Origin of the sequence: Tessaracoccus lubricantis (assembly GCF_039544535.1) — a bacterium.
GTDB classification, from domain to species: domain Bacteria; phylum Actinomycetota; class Actinomycetes; order Propionibacteriales; family Propionibacteriaceae; genus Arachnia; species Arachnia lubricantis.
Genome location: NZ_BAABLV010000005.1, coordinates 1 through 21,544, shown reverse-complemented (window position 1 = coordinate 21,544; position 21,544 = coordinate 1). Strand labels below are relative to the sequence as shown.

17 protein-coding genes are annotated in these 21,544 nt (G+C 69.8%); 5 read left to right on the top strand and 12 right to left on the bottom strand.

What is annotated here, in order from left to right; all coding sequences use genetic code 11:
- Positions 1 to 289 precede the first annotated feature (289 nt).
- Both ABEA30_RS00890 and ABEA30_RS00885 read left to right on the top strand, forming a co-directional pair.
- Positions 290 to 1,036: an ABC transporter ATP-binding protein gene (locus tag ABEA30_RS00890; RefSeq protein ID WP_345577598.1), complete on the top strand. Its 747-nt coding sequence runs from the start codon at positions 290 to 292 to the stop codon at positions 1,034 to 1,036.
- Positions 1,036 to 3,447 (top strand): ABC transporter permease, encoded by a 2,412-nt coding sequence (locus tag ABEA30_RS00885; protein ID WP_345577595.1) that lies wholly within the window; start codon positions 1,036 to 1,038, stop codon positions 3,445 to 3,447. Before ABEA30_RS00890 ends, ABEA30_RS00885 begins: the two co-directional genes overlap by 1 nt.
- A gap of 14 nt (positions 3,448 to 3,461) precedes the next feature.
- On the opposite strand, the gene ABEA30_RS00880 is transcribed toward ABEA30_RS00885, so the two are convergent.
- From ABEA30_RS00880 to ABEA30_RS00825, 12 genes are all read right to left on the bottom strand, one after another.
- Positions 3,462 to 5,933, bottom strand: coding sequence for an FGGY-family carbohydrate kinase (locus ABEA30_RS00880; RefSeq protein ID WP_345577594.1), 2,472 nt, complete (start codon positions 5,931 to 5,933; stop codon positions 3,462 to 3,464).
- Positions 5,934 to 5,937: 4 nt separating this feature from the next.
- Positions 5,938 to 7,101: an L-rhamnose isomerase gene (rhaI, locus tag ABEA30_RS00875; RefSeq protein ID WP_345577591.1), complete on the bottom strand. Its 1,164-nt coding sequence runs from the start codon at positions 7,099 to 7,101 to the stop codon at positions 5,938 to 5,940.
- 126 nt (positions 7,102 to 7,227) lie between these two features.
- A complete protein-coding gene (locus tag ABEA30_RS00870) occupies positions 7,228 to 8,271 on the bottom strand; it encodes a LacI family DNA-binding transcriptional regulator (RefSeq protein WP_345577588.1) in 1,044 nt (347 codons plus the stop codon).
- A gap of 43 nt (positions 8,272 to 8,314) precedes the next feature.
- Complete coding sequence (locus ABEA30_RS00865) at positions 8,315 to 10,678, bottom strand: beta-glucosidase family protein (RefSeq protein WP_345577581.1); 2,364 nt, start codon at positions 10,676 to 10,678, stop codon at positions 8,315 to 8,317.
- A 49-nt stretch (positions 10,679 to 10,727) separates the two neighbouring features.
- On the bottom strand, positions 10,728 to 13,523 hold the full coding sequence (locus ABEA30_RS00860; RefSeq protein ID WP_345577578.1) for a family 78 glycoside hydrolase catalytic domain: 2,796 nt from the start codon (positions 13,521 to 13,523) through the stop codon (positions 10,728 to 10,730).
- Between the two features lie 32 nt (positions 13,524 to 13,555).
- Positions 13,556 to 14,383: a carbohydrate ABC transporter permease gene (locus tag ABEA30_RS00855; protein ID WP_345578034.1), complete on the bottom strand. Its 828-nt coding sequence runs from the start codon at positions 14,381 to 14,383 to the stop codon at positions 13,556 to 13,558.
- A 5-nt stretch (positions 14,384 to 14,388) separates the two neighbouring features.
- Positions 14,389 to 15,246, bottom strand: coding sequence for a carbohydrate ABC transporter permease (locus ABEA30_RS00850; protein WP_345577575.1), 858 nt, complete (start codon positions 15,244 to 15,246; stop codon positions 14,389 to 14,391).
- Between the two features lie 160 nt (positions 15,247 to 15,406).
- Entirely contained in the window at positions 15,407 to 16,744 is a 1,338-nt protein-coding gene (locus ABEA30_RS00845; RefSeq protein ID WP_345577572.1) for an ABC transporter substrate-binding protein, read from the bottom strand.
- 53 nt (positions 16,745 to 16,797) lie between these two features.
- The gene (locus ABEA30_RS00840) at positions 16,798 to 17,823 is read right to left on the bottom strand and encodes a LacI family DNA-binding transcriptional regulator (RefSeq protein ID WP_345577569.1); all 1,026 of its coding nucleotides are present in this window, start codon (positions 17,821 to 17,823) and stop codon (positions 16,798 to 16,800) included.
- A 153-nt stretch (positions 17,824 to 17,976) separates the two neighbouring features.
- A complete protein-coding gene (locus ABEA30_RS00835) occupies positions 17,977 to 18,330 on the bottom strand; it encodes a fibronectin type III-like domain-contianing protein (protein WP_345577566.1) in 354 nt (117 codons plus the stop codon).
- Positions 18,327 to 19,376 (bottom strand): glycoside hydrolase family 3 protein, encoded by a 1,050-nt coding sequence (locus ABEA30_RS00830; protein ID WP_345577563.1) that lies wholly within the window; start codon positions 19,374 to 19,376, stop codon positions 18,327 to 18,329. The genes ABEA30_RS00835 and ABEA30_RS00830 overlap by 4 nt, the downstream gene beginning before the upstream one ends.
- Positions 19,373 to 19,684: a glycoside hydrolase family 3 N-terminal domain-containing protein gene (locus tag ABEA30_RS00825; RefSeq protein WP_345577560.1), complete on the bottom strand. Its 312-nt coding sequence runs from the start codon at positions 19,682 to 19,684 to the stop codon at positions 19,373 to 19,375. Before ABEA30_RS00825 ends, ABEA30_RS00830 begins: the two co-directional genes overlap by 4 nt.
- A gap of 25 nt (positions 19,685 to 19,709) precedes the next feature.
- Between ABEA30_RS00825 and ABEA30_RS00820 the strand changes: the two genes are divergently transcribed.
- From ABEA30_RS00820 to pth, 3 genes are all read left to right on the top strand, one after another.
- Positions 19,710 to 20,072 (top strand): hypothetical protein, encoded by a 363-nt coding sequence (locus ABEA30_RS00820; protein ID WP_345577557.1) that lies wholly within the window; start codon positions 19,710 to 19,712, stop codon positions 20,070 to 20,072.
- A 108-nt stretch (positions 20,073 to 20,180) separates the two neighbouring features.
- The gene (locus tag ABEA30_RS00815) at positions 20,181 to 20,804 is read left to right on the top strand and encodes a 50S ribosomal protein L25/general stress protein Ctc (protein WP_345577554.1); all 624 of its coding nucleotides are present in this window, start codon (positions 20,181 to 20,183) and stop codon (positions 20,802 to 20,804) included.
- The gene (gene pth / locus ABEA30_RS00810; RefSeq protein ID WP_345577552.1) at positions 20,801 to 21,385 is read left to right on the top strand and encodes an aminoacyl-tRNA hydrolase; all 585 of its coding nucleotides are present in this window, start codon (positions 20,801 to 20,803) and stop codon (positions 21,383 to 21,385) included. The genes ABEA30_RS00815 and pth overlap by 4 nt, the downstream gene beginning before the upstream one ends.
- The last annotated feature ends 159 nt before the right edge of the window (positions 21,386 to 21,544 follow it).

Sequence of the window (21,544 nt, the reverse complement as noted above, 5' to 3'; positions counted from 1 at the left end):
GTGAGGCGACCATAGCGCGTTTGGGGAGCAGGAGACGACAACGTGCGCAAAGAGCCGAAAGGCGGTCACCCGCGTCGCAAGAACAACGGTGAATATCCATCCGCTGGAAATCCCTTTCATGCCAAGGTAAGGGAGTTTCGCCGGGGGAGGGCTGGTGGACTCAGGGTTTGCCATGACCACCGTCGCACTCCACGGTCCTACCTGCGGCGGAGGATCTGGCACGTGGGGCTGATGCCTGGTGCCGTGCCGGCTCAATAGGTTGATCGACGAACCACCAGGAAGGATTGACATGACCCACACCCAGCCCACCCTGCTCCCGGCGTGCGGCGCCCAGCACCTCACCAAGGTCTACGGCTCCGGCGACCGGCAGGTGGTCGCCGTCAACGACGTCTCCGTGGCGATCCGCCCCGGCTCGTTCACGGCGATCATGGGCCCCTCCGGTTCCGGCAAGTCGACCCTGATGCACTGCATGGCCGGGCTCGACCGGCCGACGGCGGGCTCGGTGCTCGTCGGCAGCGACGACCTGGCACGACTCCCGGAGAAGGCGGTCACCCGCATCCGCCGCGACAAGATCGGCTTCGTGTTCCAGAGCTTCAACCTGTTGCCCACCCTCACGGCCGAGCAGAACATCCTCCTGCCGCTGGAGTTGGCCGGCAAGAAGGTGGATCGGCAGTTCTTCCAGCAGGTGGTGGGCTCGCTCGGGCTCACCGACCGGCTCACGCACCGCCCGTCGCAGCTGTCCGGCGGCCAGCAGCAGCGCGTCGCCATCGCCCGCGCCATGGTCACCCGGCCCGAGGTGATCTTCGCCGACGAACCCACCGGCGCGCTCGACCTCAAGACCGGCACCGCCCTGCTCGAGTACCTCCAGGTCTGCTCGAAGGAGCACGGCCAGACCATCATCATGGTCACCCACGACGCCCGCGCCGCCTCCTATGCCGACCGCGCCCTGATGCTGCTCGACGGCCACATCGTCGCCGACATCGAGAATCCCACCGCCGAGGGCGTCAGCGCCTTCCTGCAGCAGGCGGCCGCCTGATGTGGCGCCAGGCCGTCTCTGAGCTGAGGCTCCACCCCGGCCGCTTCGTGGCCACGCTCATCGCCATCGCGATCAGCGTCGGGTTCATCGCCGCCATCTCGGTGTTCGTGAACTCCGAGCAGTCGGCGCTCGGCAAGGCCTCGTCCCTGCCGCTGGCCAACGCCGACCTCTACATCTCCACCCAGGGCGCCGAGGTGCCCGACCTGGCAGACACCATCAGTGCCGTCGAGGGCGTCCGCGGCGTCCACCAGGTGCCCTACGCCCAGCCCCTGATCCTCAACAACGGCGACCGTTCCACGCTGAGCCAGCTGTACGCCGTGCCGCCGGAGGACCTCCAATGGTCTGAGCTGGTCGACGGCCGCTGGCCCGCCACCAACCGCGAGATCGTCCTGTCGAGGGCCGGCCTCGACGCGCTCGCCGCGAACGTCGGCGACTCGCTCTCCCCCGACAACAGCGGGGAGAACAGCCTGACGGTGGTGGGTGCCACCGACGACCCCAAGTCGCTGTGGTCCGCCATCGGCTACGTGCAGGTGGGCGAGGACTGGTCGACCGGTGAGTACGCGGTGCTGCTCGACGACGGCGCGTCCACCGTCGACGCCCTCGCCGCCGTGTCGGCCTCGGCCAGGGAACTGGACCCGCAGGTCACGGTGACCACCGCGGCAGACCAGCGGCAGAAGGCGCTGGACCACCTCACCAACGACTTCGACGTCTTCAAGTACCTCCTGCAGACCTTCGGCGTGGTGGCGCTGCTGGTGGGCATGATCACGATCGCGAACACGTTCACCATCCTCGTGGCCCAGCGCCGCCGCCAGGTGGGCCTGCTGCGCGCCGTCGGTGCGTCGCCCGGGCAGGTGATGGGGCGCGTCATCGTCGAGTCGTTCCTGCTGGGGGTCATCGGCTCGCTGCTCGGCATCGCGTTGGGCTTCGGCGTGGCGCTCATCGGCGGCTCCATCACCGGGTCGCTCCACTGGGGCCTCGACGTGGCGTGGGGAGAACTCGCGCTGGCGTTCGCCGCCGGTGTCGCGGCCACGATGATCTCCGCCATCGCGCCCGCGGTGGTGGCGTCGAGGGTCAAGCCGCTCGAGGCGCTGCAGGTGGTGCCGACGGCGGCCCAGGCCCGCCGGGCCGGCCTCGTGCGCATCATCCTCGTGGCCCTCGCCGGCGTCATCGGCGCCCTGCTGTTCGTGATGAGCCGCGTCAACACGGACCTCAGCGTGCTGTGGGCAGTCGGTTCCGGTGCCTTCCTGACGGTGGCGGTGCTCGGCGCGGCGCCGTTCTTCGTGCCGCCGCTGCTGCGCCTGCTGGGCGCGGCCTTCGGCCGTACCGGGCCGACGGCGCGGCTCGCGTTCACCAACGCCGCCCGCAACCCGAAGCGCGCGGCCGCCACCGCCACCGCGCTGATGCTGGCCGTCGGGCTCATCGTGACGCTGCAGGTGGCGCTGGCCACCGCCCGCACCTCCGGCAGCGAATCCATCTACGCCACGTACCCCGTCGACTTCTCCGTGTCGTTCCGCGACGAGGTCCCGGCTGACCTCATCGACCGGCTCGAGGGCATGGACGGCGTGGCCGGGGTGCGGAAGGTCCCGTCCAAGCTGACGGAGGAGGGCGTGGTGGTCTTCGACCAGAACGGCCTGCTGCGTGAACTGGGCAAGCGCATCCCGGAGGACGCCGCGCCCCGCGACGGTGAGATCCTCGTGGCGCCCGACAGCATGATCGCGCAGGGGCGCGACAGCGTCACGCTGCCTGGCACCAGCGGCGACCTCACCCTGAAGGTGCGCACCGGTGACGGCCTGCGCTACGACCAGGCCTCGGTGTCGACCGAGACCTTCGGGCTGCTCGGCGGGGACGCCGTCGAGCGCGAGATCTGGATCACGCTGCAGGACCGCGGCGACGTGACCGCCATCAACCAGGTGGTCAAGGTGCTCGAGACCGTCCCCGACGCCGACTTCGGCATGTCGGGCGCGGGCGCCATCCTGGTGCTCAACCAGGTGCTCGACGTGATGCTGATCGTGCTGACGGGCCTGTTGGGCGTCGCGGTGGTCATCGCTCTCGTCGGCGTGAGCAACACGCTGGGGCTGTCGGTGATCGAGCGGCAGCGGGAGTCGGCGTTGCTGCGGGCGCTCGGCATGCAGCGCTCGGGGCTGCGGTGGATGCTGTTGGTGGAGGCGCTGGCGCTGGTCGGTGTCGGCGTGCTGGTGGGCCTGGTGGCCGGGATGTTCTTCGGCTGGTTGGGGGTGTCGTCGGCGCTGCTGATGATCCCCGGCGAGAACGTGGAGCTGCACTTCTCGATAGACGGGCTCTACACGGCAGGCCTGATCGGGGTGTGCCTCGTGGCGGCGGTGCTGGCCTCGCTGCTGCCCGGTCAGAAGGCGGCGAGCGCCCCGCCGACGGAGGCGCTGGCGGCCGAGTGACGCGCGGCCGGGGCCTACTCGGAGGCGACCTGCTTCCGGTAGGCCTCGGCCTCCCACTCCTCGATGAAGCGGCGTTCCCGCTCGTCCAGGGCGCGGACCCTGCCCAGCGCCGTGGCCGCCTGCCCCACCGTCAAGGCGTCCACGTACACCTCGAGCGCGGTGCGGGCCTGCTTCTCATCCGGCCCGACGGCGACCACGCCCACGCCCGGGACCACGGCGACGACCGGGTCGACCCCGTGCCGGGCCCGGTGGCGGCGCACGGCCTCGGCCGCGTCGTCGCCGGGGTGCAGCACCACGGGGAAGGAACCCGCGTAGACGATCTGGTCGGGGATGAGCGGCCCCTCCTGCAGGAACCGGGCGCCGGCCTCGCTCAGGGGGAACTCGACGGAGACCTCGCTCTGGTCGAACGCCGTGAACTCGGCGCCCACCGCCGCGCGGAACGCCTCGCCCACCGCATGGAGCCCGCCGTCGGCAGCCGACACCGCCTGCTGGATGCGGCGCAGCACGCGGTGGCTGTCGCGGCGGATCTGCTCCGGATCATCACCGGAGACGATCAGGCCGTGGTTCATCAGGAAGGTGACCTTCGGGGCGGCCCGGCCCGTGCGGGCCGTGAACTCGTCGCGGCACCGGGCGACCTCGCGGGCCAGTGGCAGGCCGGGGTCGACGTAGGGCACCCAGAGCACTTCGTCGCCGAACAGCCGCCGCGTGAGTTCGACGCCGTCGGCGTTGCACGTGACCGCGTTGATCAGCAGCGGGTGCGTGTGCAGCACGAAGGTGTCGTCGATGAGGGCGTGGAACAGGATCTCGACCGACGGGCGGCGCGGCCCGTCGTCGAGCCTGGCGAGGCTCGCCAGGTGGTTGACGGGGTCGCCCAGGGCAGGGTCGGGGTCTGGCGCCGACAGCGCGGCGGTGAGGGTGTCGACGGCGAGCGGCACCAGGTCGTCGGCCGTCAGCGTGGCCATGGACACCCCGCTGGGCTTGATCCACAGGACCCCGTCGGCCTTGACCGAGGAGTTGCCGCCGCCTGCCCTGGTGAAGGCGGGGTCCGCGCCGAACTCGTTGGAGAGCGACACGATCTCGCGCAGCAGGCCCGACGGGCGTTCGGGGGAGGGGGTGTAGGAGGTGAGGTCCGTGGACATCGTCACGATCTTTCGCAGGTCGGTGAGGGAGCCGTGCAGCAGGCCCGCGGCGCGGGCCTGGATGAGCGAGTTGCCGATGGCGGTGGCCTCGACGGGGCCGGCCACCACCGGTAGCCGGGTGCGGTCGGCGGTGAGTTGGTTGAGCAGTGCGTTGGCCGAGCCGCCGCCGACGATGACGACGCGGCGTGGGCGGCGTCCCGTGAGCTGGGCGAGTTGGGCGACGGTGTCGGCGTAGGCCGCCGCGAGCGACTCGAGCACGCAGCGGGTGAAGAAGGTGGGGTCGGCGAGGCGGTCGTCGTCGACGAGGGTGCGGACGCGCCCGGGCATGTCGCCGGGTGCCAGCAGGGTGGGGTGGTTGACGTCGAAGACCGGCGCGTCGGCCACGCGGCGCGCCGCTGCGGCGAGCGCGGGCGCCGTGTGGCGGTGCCCCTCCGTCTCCCAGTGGCGGATGGCCTCGGAGACCAGCCACAGGCCCATCACGTTCTTGAGGTAGCGCGTCGTGCCGTCGACCCCGCCCTCGTTGGTGAAGTTGGCCAGCCGTGACTCCTCGGTCAGCACCGGCGCCGGCAGTTCCATGCCGACCAGCGACCAGGTGCCCGACGAGATGAAGACGTCGCCCTCATCCCGGAGGGGCGCCCCCACGACGGCGGAGGCGGTGTCGTGGGAACCGACCGCAACCAGCGGTACACCGGCGGCAGGGCCGACGGTGATGTCGCCCAGCACGGTGCCCGGTTCGACGATCTGGGGGAAGATCCGGCGCGGCAGGCCGAGCCTGTCGATCACCGTCCAGTCCCATTGGCCGGTGCGGGGGTCGAGCAGCGCGGTGCTCGACGCGTTGGTGCGCTCCGCCACGGCCCTGCCGGTGAGCCAGTATCCGAGGAGGTCGGGCAGCATCAGCAGGGTGGTGGCGTGCTCGAGGCGCCCCGTCGTCAGGTCGTGCCCCAGCTGGTTGACGGTGTTGAACACGACGTCCTGGAGCCCCGAGTGGGTGTAGAGCTCCGCGTGCGGGATCACCGCCTCCACGACGGCGCGGCCGGCCGTGGTGCGGTCGTCGCGGTAGTTGTACGGCAGGTCCAGCAGGCCGTCCTCGCCGAGGAGGGCGTAGTCCACCGACCAGCAGTCGATTCCCACGGCGGCGACGTCGCCGTCGGCGGCGGCCATGGCCAGCCCCAGGCCCTCCTGGACCTCGTCGAACAGGGCCACGACGTCGAGCCGGAGGCCCTGGTCGGTGCGCCGCGCGGCCGTGGAGAAGCGGTGCACCTCGGTCAGCGTGAGGCGCTCACCGACGGTGGTGAGGATGACCCGGCCGCTGGTGGCCCCGAGGTCGACCGCGATGACCGAGGCCATGGCGTCAGGCGCCCCAGCTCGACTGCGCGCCGCCCACCCGCTCCGCTGCGATCCCCGCGAGGTAGCCGCTCTCGGCGAACGCGCGCATCGGGTCCGCCGGGAGCCCGCGGGACTCGCGCCACTGCGCCAGGGCCGGGCGGACGTCGGTGTAGAACGCGTCCATGAACACGGCGTTCGCGCCCAGCACGTCGCCGGCCTCCTGCGCGGCCTCGAGTGCGGCGGCGTCGACGAGGAGGGTGCGCGCCGTCATCTCCTGCACGTTGAGGACGGAGCGGATCTGCCCGGGGATCTTGTCCTCGATGTTGTGGCACTGGTCCAGCATGAAGACCACGCCGCTGTCCGCGTCGAGGCCACCACCGCGGCGGACCTCCCACAGGATGCGGAAGAGCTGGAACGGATCTGCCGCGCCGACGATGAGGTCGTCGTCGGCGTAGAAGCGCGAGTTGAAGTCGAAGGAGCCCAACTTCCCGAGGCGTAGCAGCTGCGCGACGATGAACTCGATGTTCGTGCCGGGCGCGTGATGGCCGGTGTCGAGGCACACGACGGCGCGCTCGCCGAGCGCGGAGACGTGGGCGTAGGAGGTGCCCCAGTCCGGCACGTCGGTGTGGTAGAACGCCGGCTCGAAGAACTTGTACTCCAGCACGAGACGCTGGTGCTCGCCGATGTGGGAGTAGATCTCGCCGAGGGACTCCGCCAGCCAGTCCTGGCGGCGACGCAGGTCTCCCTGGCCCGGGTAGTTCGTGCCGTCGGCCAGCCAGATCTTGAGGTCCTGCGACCCGGTCTGGTCCATCAACTCGATGCACTCGAGGTGGTGCTCGACGGCGCGGCGGCGCACGCCGGAGTCGTGGTGGGCCAGGCTGCCGAACTTGTACTCGTCGTCCTGGAACGTGTTGGAGTTGATGGTGCCGATGCCGACGCCCAGCTCGCGGGCGTACTCGACCAGGCCCTTCCAGTCGTCGACCTTGTCCCAGGGGTAGTGGAGCGACACCCGGGGTGCGAGGCCGGTGTACTGGTGCACCTGGGCCGCGTCGGCGAGCTTCTCGTGCACGTCGCGCGGGGTGCCCGGGGTGCCGAAGACCCTGAAGCGGGTGCCGGAATTTCCGTAGGCCCACGACGGGACCTCGATGGCCTGCGCGGCCAGTTGGGCGCTGACGTTGTCGTCGAACATGCGCCGCCTCCTTGCGGTTCTGATCATTGAGACGTTTCAATTGAAACGGTACAAAGAATGCGTGGGGTAGTCAAGGGACGGTGTGTCGATCGCGCGGGGTCGGCCTCAGTGGCCAAGCCCGCGTGGTCAGGCGTCGGTTGCGGTGGCGCCCCTCGTCGAGCGTCGTGCGACCAACTCCGGCTTCAGCAGCACCCAACGGTGGGTGTGGTCCTCGCCCTCGGTGATCTCGTCGTCGAGCAGCTCGACGGCGGTGCGGCCCATCTGCGCGCTGGGCTGCCGGATGGACGAGATGGGCACCACGGCGTCCTCGCAGAAGTCGATGTCGTCGTAGCCGATCAGGGCGATGTCCTCCGGCACCCGGAGGGACCGCATCATGACCAAGGCCTGCAGGACGCCGATGGCGAGCAGGTCGTTCATGGCGAAGATCGCGTCGGGCCTGTTTTCCCGCGCGGCGATCTCGAGGGCAGCGTCGCGCCCGGCCATGATGCTCATCTCCGGCGGCGCGAGGTATTCGAGGTCGACGTCGTCCGCCTCGGTGGCGGCCTGTCGCGCGCCGGCGAGTCGGTGGCCCACCTGCCGGAAGTGCTCGGGACCGCCGAGGACGGTGATGCGGCGACGGCCCAGGTCGAGCAGGTGCTTGACGGCCAGGTAGCCGCCGTGGAAGTCGTCGGCGGCGACTGCGCAGAAGTCGTCGTCCGGTTCGACGGCGTCGACGAGGACCACCCGGGTGCCGCGATTGGCCACGCTCCGCTGCACGTCGAGGTCCGCCGAGACGGGGGTCACCAGCACCCCGCGGGCGCGCTGCTGCTCGAACTGGGAGAGGTAGAACTGCTCCTTGGCCTGGCGACGGTGGGAGTTGGCGATGAAGAGACCCAGCCCACGCTCCTCGGCGGCCTCCTCGGCCTCCAGGGCGATGGTCCCGTAGAACGGGTTCTGGGTGTCGACGACCACCAGGCCGACGGCGCGGCTGGTGCCGGCCTTCAGTTGCCGGGCCGCGTCGTTGGGTACGTAGCCGAGCTCCTCGATGGCCTTCTGGACCTTCTCGCGACTGCTGGGCGACACGACATCGGGGCGGTTCATGACGTTGGAGACCGTGCCGACGGATACGCCCGCCGCGCGTGCGACGTCCTTGATGCCGACCACGGAGCCGCCCTTCGTCATCTTCTCCATCCGCCCATGCTATCCATCGCGTGAAGCGTTTCACCCCGCCGACTCAGCCCATGATGGTCATCGGCACGCGTACGCCCTCGTCAGCTGAGTCCCGCGCCACGTGGAGGGAGTGCCGACCCGCGACGGGGACGCGCGCGCCGGTCTCCGGATTCCAGCGCGCAAGGTCGGTGGGATGCACCGTCAGCACTGTGCTGGCCGATGATCCGACCGCCACGGGCACGCGACGGAATGCCACCAGTTCGCGCGTGGCCTCGCCCTCCAGGTGGGCGTAGACCTGGACGACATGGGTGGTGTCCCGGCTGCCCGCGTTGGTCACGGTGACCCCTAGCTGGACGGATCCGTCGCCGTGCGTGTGCGCGTCAACGTCCACGACCGTGGGGGAGTACCCGAGGCCGTGACCGAACGGGAAACGGGCACCGTGTTCGGCGATGCCGGGCGAGCGGTAGCCGATGCCGCCGTCCGCGTCGTAGTCGACCCTTTCCGGGGCGCACCCGGCACGCCGTTCCCCAGGGAGGTGCGCGCGACGGTGGGGGAAGGTGAGCGGCAGGCGGCCGCCCGGCTCCTCGTCGCCGTAGAGCATCGCGGCCAAGGCCTCGCCGTAACGTTCGCCGGGGTACCAGACCTGCAGGATCGCGGCCACCTCATCGGCCCAGTCGAACTCAACGGCGCCAGGGGTGTTGAGCACCACGAGCGTGAGGGGATTGGCTCCAGCCACCCTGCGGACGAGGTCGTCCTGGTCCCCTGGCAAGGACAGGCCGTCGCGGTCCATGCCCTCGCCTGCGGCCACCGTCACGAACACCACGGCGACGTCGGCCTCGGCGGCGGCTCGCTGCGCCTCCTCGAGGCGGCCGTCGGGCTGCTGCCAGCCCAACCGCAGCGTCGGGCCCAGTCCCATAGGCGGGATCGAGATCGCCGGCCCGGGCTCGTAGTCGATCTCGAGGAGGCCAGGCGCGCCGGCGCTCAGGTGGACTATCGCCTGCATCGGGTAGTGCGGGCCGCTGATGAACTGTTCCGCCTCACGCGCGCCGGCCATGATCTCGACGCCGTCGAGCCGGACGCGGGCCGAGCCCCCCAGCGTGAGGCTCAGCCGGTGCTCACCCGTCGCGGCAGCGGTGATCAGCGTGCGCCATGCGCGGGGCCAAGCGGCGCCCGGGTCTGAGGGGTCCGACGCGTGGTCGATCCGAGGAAGCACTTCGCGCCACGTGGTCCTGCCGTCGGTGAAGTCCACCTCCACGCCCGGCCCGGAACCGTCTGGAACGGTGAAGGCTGACGCGGGCACTGTGGGCAGCGGCACGTCGCCCAGCGAGCCGTCGACGACCGCCACACCGGCTGCCCTGGCGGCGATCGCATCGCGCGGTGAGGTGATGCGCTCGGGCGTCAGCGACACCGACGCGGCCCCACCCCCGACGAGGAAGGCGCCGTCATGCGAAGGCCCGATCAATGCGACGCGCTGGTCGGGTGACAACGGCAGCAGGCCATCGGCGTTGCGCAGCAGCACGGAGCCGCCAACCGCGGCCCGGAACGCGAGCTCACGGTGCGCCTCCGACGACGGCTGGCTGGGTGGCTGGGGCGGATGCTCCACGAGCCCGGCGCCGATCATCGCGCGTGCAACGTTGGCGACTGCGTCGTGGAGGACGGTGGGCCCCGCGGAGGCGACCATGTCGGGCGTGCGCCCGCCGTCCCCGCCGAGCGCGCCGAGGTCAAGTCCGGCCTGGAGAGCCTTCATCGGGTCGCGCACGGCGAAGATGAAGTCCGGGCAGTAGAACCCGCGCCACCCCCAGAGCCGCCGGGGGAGGCTGAGCATCTCAGGCGACTCGCAGACGTAACGGCCGCCGAGCCGGTTGTAGGAACCCATCATCGACCACGCACCTGCGCGCACTGCAGCCTCGAACGGCCTCAGGTAGACATCGTGCAGCAGTGACCGGGACGCCTCGACGTCCACGGAGTCGCCGCGTTCGGTTTCCAGGCCGTGACCCGTGCGACGCTTCTCACCGTTGTAGGCCACGAAGTGCTTCACCTGGGCCACGACATGGCGACTCTGCAGGCCCCGCACGTGGGCTGCGCCCAAGGTGCCCGCCAGGTGCGGGTCCTCTCCGAGGGCCTCGCCGACACGGCCGCCGACTGGGTCGCGGGCAAGGTCCACCGTCGGGCCCAGGACGACGGTGAACCCCGCGCGCCGGGCCTCCTCGCCGACCGCCGCGCCGTAGGCATGGGCCAGTTCCTCGTCGAAGCTGGCCGCCAGCGCGATCCCCGCAGGGAAGGCGGTGGCCGACTCGACGCCGCGCAGGCCTGTGCCGGCATCCACGTAGTGGGGCTCCGGGATCCCCCGCGACGTCAGGGCGGTGAAGTCGCCGAGGGCGACTGCCTGCCGGTCGGCGTCGTCGAGATCGCAGAGCAGTGCTGCCACGCGCTCCTCAAGCGGCCGTTGTGGGTCGAGCCAAGGTGATGCGGGCACGTCAACGCACCCCGCGCCCTGCGTTGAGCTCGTCGAGCTTGGTCTCCAAGGCGCTGACCACCGTGGTCGACACCAGCCGGGTCGTGCTGGCGAGGGGTTGGTTGGCAACCCAACGGGTGCGCCGGCGGAAGTCCTGCCCGACGGCCGGATCGACGGAGTCGAACGCCGCCACGACGGCGGCGTAGGCGGCTGGGTCGTCGATCACCGCGGAGAGCGGGGTGTCCATCGTGATGGCTGCGGTGTCGCGCCCGGGCTCGGGGTCGTCGATCGTCCAGGTGTGCGTGCCGGAGGCGACCTCGAAGGCGTCGCGGCCGGGGAGCGTCACCTCGGCCCGCGAGTTGGCAGGGATGGTGGCAGTCACCACGACGGAGCCACCCTCCCGACGCCAACCCACCCGGATCTCGCCGTACGGCCCGTCGAAGCGGGCGGCGGCGTGCTCGAGACCCGGGATGGGCACCGGCGCCACCCTGACGGTTCGGTAGGCGGGCTCGGCGGGGCCCAGACCAGCGACGACGCGATGCAGCCAGTCGGCCACGGAGCCGAGGGCGTAGTGGTTGAAGGAGGTCATCTCCCCGGGGTTGATGGAACCGTCCGGCAGCATCGAGTCCCAGCGTTCCCACACCGTCGTCGCGCCCATCGTGACCGAGTAGAGCCAGGAGGGGCACTCCGTCTGCAGCAGCATGCGGGCCGCGGCAGCGGTGTGACCGGTGCTGGTCAGCGCGTGCGTCACCAGCGGGGTGCCGACGAAGCCCGTGCTGATCCGGTACCCGTCGCGACGCACCAGCTCGGCGAGCCGCCTGCCGAACCCCGCGGCCAGTTCCGGGGTGGCGATGCCGAACTCCAAGGCCAGCGCATACGCCGTCTGGGCGTCGGAGAGGATGCGGCCGGCGGGGGTGACGAACTCGGCCAGCCACGCGTCGCGGACCCGCTCGGCGGCGGCCCGGTAGCGCGACGCGTCCGCGTCGAACCCGAGTTCGCCGGCCGCCTTCGCGGTGAGGGTCGCGGACAGGAACAGGAAGGCGCTGGCCACCAGGTCGGGGTCGGTCTTGGCCCGGGCCGGGTCGTCGGCGGGGGCGTCTGGGTCCACCCAGTCGCCCCACTGGTACATGCCCTCCCACAGGTGCCGCTCGCCGGCGAGGCCGAGGATGTGGTCGGTCCACCCCTTCATCGAGGGGTACTGGCGGGCCAGGGTGGCGCGGTCGCCGAAACGCTCGTGCAGCAGCCACGGCAACACCGTCGCCGCGTCGCCCCAGGCGGCCGTCGGAATCCGCCCCGAGTCGAGTACGTCCGGGACGGTGAAGCCCACGCTGCCGCCGGTCTGCTCCTGCTCCAGCGCCAGATCCACCAGCCAGGAGGACAGGAAGGAGTCCGAATCGTGGAGAAAGGCCGCCGTCGGGCCGAAGATCTGGATGTCTCCGGTCCAGCCCAGCCGCTCGTCGCGCTGGGGGCAGTCCGTGGGCAGGTACAGGAAGTTGCCGCGCATGCTCCACACGACGTTCTCGTGCAGCCGGTTGACCATGGCGTCGGAGCACTCGAACCAACCGGTGCGGCGCATGTCGGAGCCGATCACCTCGGCGACCACCGCCTCCGGATCGAAGTCACCGGGCCAGCCATCGACCTGGGCGTACCTGAAGCCGTGGAACGTGAAGGACGGCGCCCAGACCTCCTCGCCCACGCCGGAGAGCGTGTACGCATCCGTGGCGGCGGCCACGCGCAGCGGGCGGGTGCCCAGCTCCCCGTTCTCGAGGACCTCGGCGTGGCGCAGGATCACGGTGCTGCCCGCCTCGCCAACCACGCGGATGCGAAGCCGGCCCACCAGGTTCTGCCCGAAATCGAGCAGGACCTTGCCGGAGGGCGAGGTGAGCACCTCGCGGACGGGCAGCACCTGGGTCACCCGTACCGAGGGCGACGTGCGAGGGCTGGGCACGGGGCCCGGATCCGCCAACGCGACGGAGCGCCAGGCCGAATCGTCGAACCCCGGCCGGTCCCAAGCGGACTGGAGCCGGCTGGCGTCGAACCGCTCGCCCCGGTAGAGCCCGGCGGTGAGCCACGGCCCGTCTCCGGCTGCGCGCCACGAGGCGTCGGTGACAACCCAGTCATGGGTGCCGTCTGCATACTCCAGCAACAACTGGCCGGCGACGGCGGGCTGGGTCCCGTAGAAGGGCCGGGCCTGGCCCTGGAACCCGTAGTGCTCGGTGTACCAGCCGCCGGCCAGCGCGATCCCCAGCGCGTTGCGGCCCTCCTCGAGAAGCGCCGTCACGTCCGTTGTCTCGTGCACCAGCCGGTACTGGTACGGAGTCCAGCCGGGTTTCATGTGCTGGTCGTCGACGGCCGAACCGTTGACGAACGCCTGGTAGACCCCGTGGGCGGTGGCGTAGAGCGTGGCGCGCCGAAGCCCGGAGCCTACCTCGAACTCGCGGCGCAACTGCGCCGGCTGGGCCTCCGCCGAGGGCTCCTGCAGCCCGATGAAGTGTGCCTGCCATTCGCCCGATCCCAAGAACGTGGCAATCAACGGGGCCGGCTGGCTCCAGTCGGACCACCCGCTGGCACCTTCGGTGCGCACCCGCACCGTGCCTCGTGCTCGCGGCGTGAGGTCCGCGAAGGGCCAGGCGACGAAGACGCTGGCGTCGCCGTCGACCCGCGCGAGGTGTTCCTCGCCGTCCAGGTCGAGACGGATCTCCGCTGCGGACTGCTGCCAGTCGGGCTCCTCGGCGCGGGAGCGCCAGGACAGCCGGGGGCGGGCGATGGGGACGGCACCGCCGTCGAGTCCGTACTCGAGGCGGGGCGCGTCAGCCACGTGAGGCATGGTGCACCTTTCAGGTGGGTGATTCAGCCCTTGACGGCGCCGGCGGTCATGCCGGCGACGATGTGGCGCTGGAAGAGGATGTAGAGGACGAGCATCGGCACGGTGATCACCAGGATGTTGGTGAACAGCAGGTTGTAGTCCGTGACGAACTGGCTGCGGAAGTTGAACAGCGTCAGCTGCACCGTCGCATTGGAGTCGCCGGGGAGGAAGTAGAGCGGGTTCTGGAAGTCGTTGAACACGAAGATCGACTGCACCACGATGATCGTGACGATCACGGGCTTCAGCAGCGGCAGGATCACGCTGAAGAAGAGCCGCACGGGGCCGGCGCCGTCGACGACTGCGGCCTCGTCGATCTCGCGTGGGATGGTGGAGACGAACGCTCGCATCATCAGGACGGTGAACGACAGGCCGAAGGCGACCTCGATGAGGATCAGGCCGGGCAACGTCTTGAAGAGGCCCAGCGTCTGCATCACCCAGATCGTCGGCACGACCGCCGGCGGGATGATGAGGCCTGCCAGCACCAAGCCGTTGATGAGCCCGTTCCAGCGGCTGGCCCGCCTGGACAGCACGTAGGCGATCATCGACCCGAACAGCACCATCAGGGCGACGCTGGCCACCGTCAGGATCGTCGAGTTGATGAAGGCGATGATCAGCATGTAGTCGCGTGCCTGGAAGACCTCGACGACGTTGCTGGCCAGCTGGAACTGCTCGGGCCACGAGAACTCGAGGCGGGCGGCCTCCTGTGGCGACTTCGCGGCGGTGGTGAACACGAACGCGAAGGGGACCAGGAACAGGACCGTGGTGACGACGATGCCGACGATTCCGACGATCCACCGGGTGGGGGTGCGCATCGCGTTCACAGGTCAGTCTCCTTGGAGTTCATCCAGCGTGACAGCGGGTAGATGATGGCCGTCACCACGATGAAGAGGATGACGTTGCCGGCCGTGGACAGGCCGTAGAAGCCGGCCTGGTACTGCTTGTAGATGACCGACGCGATGACATCTGAGGCGAAGCCCGGGCCACCCTGCGTCGTGGTCCAGATGAGGTCGAATGAGCGCAGGCCGCCGATGAGGGACAGGAGGATGACGGTCGAGGTGGCGGGGAATGACAGCGGCAGGATGATGCTGCGGAACACCTGCCAGGAGGTGGCTCCATCGACGCGCGCGGCCTCGAAGTACTCGTTGGGGATCGCGGCTATGCCCGCGATGTAGATCAGCGTGGCCAGGCCGAGGCCCTTCCACACGTCGATGCCCGCCACACTGAGCAGCGCGAGGTCGGGGTTGGTCAGCCAACCGGGCCCGTCGCTGCCGGTGATGCCGCTGATCACCTTGTTCACCAGCCCGTTGAACGGATCGAGGAGGATCTGGAACGTGAGGCCGACTCCCACGGAGCTGAGCAGCACCGGGAAGAAGGTGACGGAGCGCAGGTAGCCGCGGGCGATGATGGGGGCGGACAGGACGACGGCCAACGCCATGCCGAGCACCACCTTGGCGGCGGAGGTGACGAAGCCGTAGATGAGGGTGTTCCAGAGCGAACCGATCAGGCCCGGCTCCTCGAAGAACATCACGAAGTTCTCGAAGCCCACGAAGAACGACTCGAACAGCGTCCAGCGTGTGAACGCGAAATAGAACGAGACGAGCGTGGGGATGATGAAGAGCACGAAGTAGATCACGCCGCCGGGGAGGTAGAACCACATGGGGTAGGTCCTGTCCATGTGGCGCACTCGACGCCGGGGGCTTGGGGCCGTGGCTTCATCCGGAATGGGTGGCACGCTCGGCGCGCTGATGGTGGAGGTCATCGTCGATTCCTTGGGGTGCAGGTGGAGATGGGCGCGGGGGCGGTGGCGCGGCCGGAGCCCCGCCACCGCCCGCAGGTCACCAGCCCTCGAGACCGAGCTGCTGCGCCTGCTTCTTGACGTCCTCGTCGTAGCGGGCGGCGCCCTCCTCGGCGGTGGCGATGCCGGAGCCCACCTCGACGGTGATCTTCTCGAGGTTGGGGCCCTTGATGGGGGACAGGAACTCGAGCGCAGGGCTGGTGTTGCCCTCGTCGAAGTACGCCTGGAGGTCCTGCACCGCGGCGGGAAGTCCGTCGGGAAGCGTGGAGCCCTTCACCATGTAGGGGCCCGTCGGGTCCACTGCAGCGGTTTGCGCATCGGAGGCCTCGGGGGTGGCCACGTAGGCGAGGAACTTCTTCGCGGCCTCGAGCTTCTCGCCCTCCGTGGTGGTGGGGATGACGAGCGCGGCCGGTGTCCAGACGGTGAGGCCGTAGTTCTCCGCGTCGTCGCCTGGCTGGGCGAAGAAGCCGATGTTCTCGGCGGCGTCCTCGGCGAGTTCCACGTAGCCGGGCACCGCGAAGGTCAGCATGGGGTAGTGCGCGCCCTTGCCCTCGACCAGGTATTGCAGGGCCTGCGGCATCTGGATGGAGGCGAAGTCCTTGTTGAAGTAGCCGGCGTCGTAGACCTCCTGCAGGCGCTGGAAGCCCTTGAGGGCTGGCTCCTCCGAGTACTTGGCCTGGTTGGCGGTGTACTTCTCGGCCCAGTCGGGCTGTTCGGCGGTCACGTTGTGGAAGTCGGCCAGCACGAACAGCTGGGACGTCCAGGTTTCACCGTAGGACTGGAGGACCGGATCGATCCCGGCCTCCTTGATGGCGGCGTTGTTGGCCATGAAGTCGTCCCAGGTCTTGGGCACCTCGAGGCCCAGGTCGGCGTAGACCTTCTTGTTGTAGAGGATGCCCCCGGCCATGGCCTGCCCGAACGGCACGCCGTAGGTCTGGTCGTTGAAGGTGACCGCGGTCTGGAACGTTTCATCGATGTTCTCGAGGAAGGGCTCGTCGGTAAGCGGGACCATGTTCTTCGCCGGGTCCAGCGCCGCGAGCAGCGAGCCGGAGTTGTACTGGAAGATGTCGGTCATCTCCCCGGTGGCGAGCCGGGTCTTGACCAGGTTGTCGGCCTCCGCGCCCTCGGGGCGCGTCTCGACCTTGACCACGACGTCGTCCTGGGACTCGTTGAAGGCGTCGGCCATGGCCTGGCCGGTGGCCGTGGTGTGGGCGGAGTTGTCGATCAGCATGGTGATCTCGACGGCCTCGCCGTCGCCTGCCGCTGAGGGGGACGACGGATCGCTGCTGCCGAGGGAGCCTACCGAGCACGCGGTCAGGGAGAGCACGCCGGCGATGCCGGTGATGAGGGCCTTTCGGCCGGTGCGGAATGAGGACACTTCGTTGTTTCCTTCTGGTCTGGTCCCCTCAGGGGACCGGTGGGTGGATGTGGTCAGACGACGGCGGCTGCCGTGGTCGACCTGCGGGCCCGGAGCTCGGGAATGATCACCTCATGGGTGGGTTCGGTGCGGCCGTCGAGCCGCTCGAGGATCAGGCCCATGGCGAGCGAACCGATGCGTTCGCCCGCCTGGTGCACGCTGGTCAGGGAGATGAGCGGGTGTGCGGCGATCCGGGTGTCGTCGTACCCGACCACGGAGAGGTCCTCCGGGGTCAGCCCGCGCTCTGTTGCGGCGCTCAGGACGCCCATCGCCAGCTCGTCGTGGCCGGCGTAGATGGCGGTGGGGCGTTTCGGGTCGTCCAGGAGTTGCAGCGTCCGCTCATGGGCGGCGCCCTCCGTGGGGGAGATGTGGAGCACGCGGATGTGCTGCTCCAGCCCCGCCTCCGCCATCCACTCCCGGTAGGTGGTGGCGCGAATGGCGTGGGGTGCGTGGCGCATGTGCTTCTCGGCCGCCGGTTCGATCGTCAGGTGAGCGATGTCTCGGTGGCCGAGCCCGTGCAGGTGCTCCAGCACGAGCCGAGTGCCCAACGCGTCGTCGTCGACGATCGTGTCGTAGTTGACCGACTGGTCGTGGCGGCCCAACAGCACCAGGGGGATGTGGCTCCCGAGGTCCTCGAGCCATTCGGGGTCGACGGCGGGGGAGACTGCGAGGATGCCGTCGACCTGTCGGTCTGCCAGGACCTGGATCGCCTCTGGCCCGAAGCTGTAGTCCGGGCCGGCTGGCGCGATGACGATCTTGTAGGGGGTTCCGGCGAGGGCCGCCGTGGCCCCCTCGATCACGTCGTCGAGGAACGCGTTGACCGTGGTGGGCACCTCGATCCCGATGGTGTAACTGCGCCCACGCATGGCCCGCGCCGTGACGCTGGGCCGGTAGCCGAGCTCCTCGATGGCGGCCTGCACCTTGGTGCGCATGGCGTCGCTGACGCCGTACGCGTTGCGGATCACCTTCGAGACAGCAGCGCGGGAGACTCCGGCGTGCTGTGCCACGTCTGCGATGGTCACCGCGTTCAGTGCGGCCATGTTCACACCTCTTCGTCGAGCTTTGTGGATCGGTCTACTGAGAACTGTAGACCGATCCACGAAGCGTGTCCAGCATTTCGTGCAACGAATTTGTAACGGTTCAACAGGGGGCGTGCATGCGTTGCATCCAGATCCATGCTCGCCCCCTCACGCTCAGTTGAGCGTTGTAGTCACGCCAAGGGACACGGCGTCGGAAGCCCCGCCCACCATGAACGACACCTGACCCTTCGGGGTGACCCACTCGCTGGCCCCCTCGTCCCAGACGTCGAGAAGGTGGCGCTCACGCAGCTGCCGGGGGGTCAGTTCGACGGTGACGTTGCGGTGCTCTCCGGGCTGCAGCGTCACGCGCTCCCAACCCACGAGCCGCTTCGACGGGAGGTCGGCGGCCGAGGGCAGCTCGGCGTAGACCTGGGCCACCTCGGTGCCGGGGACGTCGCCGGTGTTCGTCAGCCGGAAGCTCACCCGGATGGCCTTGCTGCCGTCGGTGTTCTTCGGGGTGACGTTCACCTTCGAGTACTCGAACGAGGTGTAGGACAGGCCGTGGCCGAAGGCGTACAGGGGGTCGATGCCCTCGCCTCGTACCAGCGGTAGCCCACCTTGAGGCCCTCGGTGTAGTTGACCTGACGGATCTCACCGGCGACCGTGCGCTGCGTCGTGCCGTCGGAGAAGATGCCCGGGTACTGTTCCGGCGTCGAGGTGGGCGTGTCGGCCAGCGACTTCGGGAACGACATCGGCAGCTTGCCCGACGGGTTGACGTCGCCGAACAGGATCCCGGCCAGGGCCGGGCCGAACTGCTCGCCGCCGTACCAGGCCTGCAGCACCGCGTCGACGTCCTCGAGCCACGGCATGACCACGGCGGTGCCCGAGTTCAGTACCACGATCGTCGCCTGCGCAGCACCGGACACGGCCTCGATGAGGGCGTCGCCGCCGTGATCGAGGTTGAGGTCGTTGATGTCGGAGAACTCGCCCATGCCGAGGTGCCCGAAGACGACGGCGACATCGGCCTCGGCCGCCACTGCGGCGGCCTGGGCCGGGTCTGCTCCGTTGTCGAACACGACGGTGGCACCAGCTGCCACGGCACGCTCGGTGATCGCGGTGAGTGGGTCGACGATCGCGTCACAGTTGAGCACCGCGTTGCCGCGGAAGCCGTTGGCGGCGCAGGCCGTCTTGGCGCTGACCGTCCCCGTGGGGGTGACGGACGCCGTCGGGCCGATGATGGCGATGGTGGGCGCCCCGTCGAGCGGGAGGGTGCCACCGTCGTTCTTGAGCAGGACGGTGCTCTGCTCGGCGAGTTCCCGGGCGACCGCCTTGTGCTCGGCCGTCGAGACCCCCGTGATCGGGGGCTGCGGCACCGGGTTGTCGAACAGGCCCACGTTGATGTACGCACGCACGACGCGGAACGCGGCCTCGTCGATGGCCTCCTGGGTGATCTCGCCGGCGCCCAGCGCTGCGTCGAGACGTTGAGGGGTGAACCAGATGGGGCGGTTGAGCTCCTGGTCGAGGCCGGCGTTGAGCGCGTCCGCGGTGGAGTGCACCGCGCCGAAGTCGCTCATGACGTAGCCCTTGAAGCCGATGCGCTCCTGAGGTCGTCGTTCATGATCGGGTTCTCACACGCCCAGACCCCGTTGATCTGGTTGTAGGAGCACATCACGCTGTCCGGGTCGCTCTCGCGCACGGCGATCTCGTAGGGGAGCACGTAGAGCTCCTGCAGGGTGCGCTCGTCGAGGTTCGACGAGCTGGCCTGACGGTCGAGCTCCTGCTCGTTGGTGACGAAGTGCTTCGGGTTCGAGATGACGCCCTTGCCGGGGTTGCCATCCTCGAGACCGCGCACCGCAGCCGCGCCCATCACGCCGCTGAGCACAGGGTCCTCGCCGAAGTACTCGGGTGTGCGCCCCGAGAGGGGTGTGCGACCGCTGGCGATGCCGGGCCCCTCGGCGCGTGCAGAGGGCGTGCCGCTCGTCTACCCCGTGCCCTTCGCCCTGACCCGCCCCCAGGTGGAGCAGGTCGGTCGGCTCGGCCTGGTCCGGGGCGAGGGGCGCCTCGCGCGCGCAGGTGACCGGGTCGCGTCCGCGCTGCTGCGTCTCGTGTACGTGAGGTTGCCACTGGCGCCCGGCGCCTTCCGCAAGGTCGCGCGGGAGGTGGGCGTCGCGCCGATGAGGACGTTCGCGGACCTGTTCGAGGCCGACTGGAACCTGCTCACCGTCCACCCGGCCACGATTTCCGGCGCCGGGCGCGCTGGGGTAAGCTGACGGGGTTGCCTGGCGAGGGATCCCCACGGATCCGTGATCGACTAGCTCGCTTCTCGCTCGGCGCCTGCATGCGCACCATCCATCTCTCGAGCTTGAGGAGTTCACCCCATGGCCGCTGACGCCAAGCTTTCCGCTTCCACCCGCACCGAATTCGGCAAGGGCGCCTCGCGCCGCCTGCGCCGCGAGGGCGCCACCCCCGCCGTCCTCTACGGCCACGGCACCGACCCCGTGCACCTCGCCCTGCCCGCGCAGGAGACCTTCCTCGCGCTGCGTACCGCCAACGCGCTCCTCGAGATCACCGTCGACGGGGGCAAGAAGCCCGTGCTGGCCCTCGTGAAGCAGATCCAGCGTGACCCGATCCGTCCCGTCATCGAGCACGTCGACCTCCTCCTGGTGAAGGCCGGCGAGAAGGTGCAGGTCGACGTCCAGCTCCTGCTGACCGGCGAGGCCGAGCGCGGCTCGCTGGTCAACCACGACCTCGTCTCGCTGACCGTCCTGGCGCCCGCCACCGACATCCCGACCGAGCTCGAGGTTTCCCTCGACGGTCTCGTCATCGGCGACCAGGTGCTGGTTTCCGACGTGAAGCTCCCCGAGGGCGTCGAGGCGGTCGCCGAGGCCGACACCCTCGTCCTGTCCGTCAACGCCCCGATCGTCGAGGCCGAGACCGAAGCCTCCGAGGGTGCCGAGGGCGAGGCCGCTGAGGCCGCCGAGGGCGACGAAGCGGCAGAGTGACCAACTCCACCTATCTCGTGGTCGGGCTCGGCAATCCGGGCCCGGCCTACGAGATCACCCGGCACAACGTCGGGTTCTGGGCCGTGGCGGACCTGGCGGACCGCCACGGCTCCTCGTTTTCCCTCAACTCGCGTCAGAGGGCGGAGGTCGCGACGGTGACGCTGCCCGGCCCGCAGCCGGTGAAGCTGGTCCTGGCGCGGCCCACGACGTTCATGAACCTGTCCGGCGTGGCGGTCAAGGCCATCGCGTCGTTCCACAAGATCGAGCCCGACCACGTGATCGCCATCCACGACGAGCTGGACCTCGACCCCGGCCGCTTGCGCGTGAAGCTCGGCGGCGGGGACAACGGGCACAACGGGCTCAAGTCCATGCGCCAACACCTGGGCACGGGCGACTTCTACCGCGTGCGGGTCGGCATCGGCCGCCCGCCGGGCCGCCAGGCCGCCGCCGACTACGTGCTGGCCAAGCTGAAGCCCAAGGACCTGGACGCGATGCGCGTCGACGCCGCAGTGGCCGGCGACGCCGTCGAGACCCTCGTGCGCGAGGGCCTCACGGTCACCCAGAACAAGTTCAACTCCTGACGGGCTTCCGCCCTCCGGCCCCCCGGCCCGCCGTCGATTCCGTGAGCAATTGGATGGGGTCACGGACGCCTTAGGATGTGTTTCTCGGCGGGCGGATTCAATCGGTGGGTGCAACACCAACTAGTTTGGCCAGTTTCTCAGCAGGGGTCTCGTAATCCA

Coding starts and splice junctions, on each gene's coding strand:
- ABEA30_RS00870 (WP_345577588.1), bottom strand. CDS start 8,271: ATGGAGAAGATGACGAAGGGCGGCTCCGTGGTCGGCATCAAGGACGTC.
- ABEA30_RS00855 (WP_345578034.1), bottom strand. CDS start 14,383: ATGCGCACCCCCACCCGGTGGATCGTCGGAATCGTCGGCATCGTCGTC.
- ABEA30_RS00815 (WP_345577554.1), top strand. CDS start 20,181: ATGGCCGCTGACGCCAAGCTTTCCGCTTCCACCCGCACCGAATTCGGC.
- ABEA30_RS00885 (WP_345577595.1), top strand. CDS start 1,036: ATGTGGCGCCAGGCCGTCTCTGAGCTGAGGCTCCACCCCGGCCGCTTC.
- ABEA30_RS00850 (WP_345577575.1), bottom strand. CDS start 15,246: ATGGACAGGACCTACCCCATGTGGTTCTACCTCCCCGGCGGCGTGATC.
- ABEA30_RS00830 (WP_345577563.1), bottom strand. CDS start 19,376: ATGAGCGACTTCGGCGCGGTGCACTCCACCGCGGACGCGCTCAACGCC.
- ABEA30_RS00840 (WP_345577569.1), bottom strand. CDS start 17,823: ATGGCCGCACTGAACGCGGTGACCATCGCAGACGTGGCACAGCACGCC.
- ABEA30_RS00890 (WP_345577598.1), top strand. CDS start 290: ATGACCCACACCCAGCCCACCCTGCTCCCGGCGTGCGGCGCCCAGCAC.
- ABEA30_RS00880 (WP_345577594.1), bottom strand. CDS start 5,933: ATGGCCTCGGTCATCGCGGTCGACCTCGGGGCCACCAGCGGCCGGGTC.
- rhaI (WP_345577591.1), bottom strand. CDS start 7,101: ATGTTCGACGACAACGTCAGCGCCCAACTGGCCGCGCAGGCCATCGAG.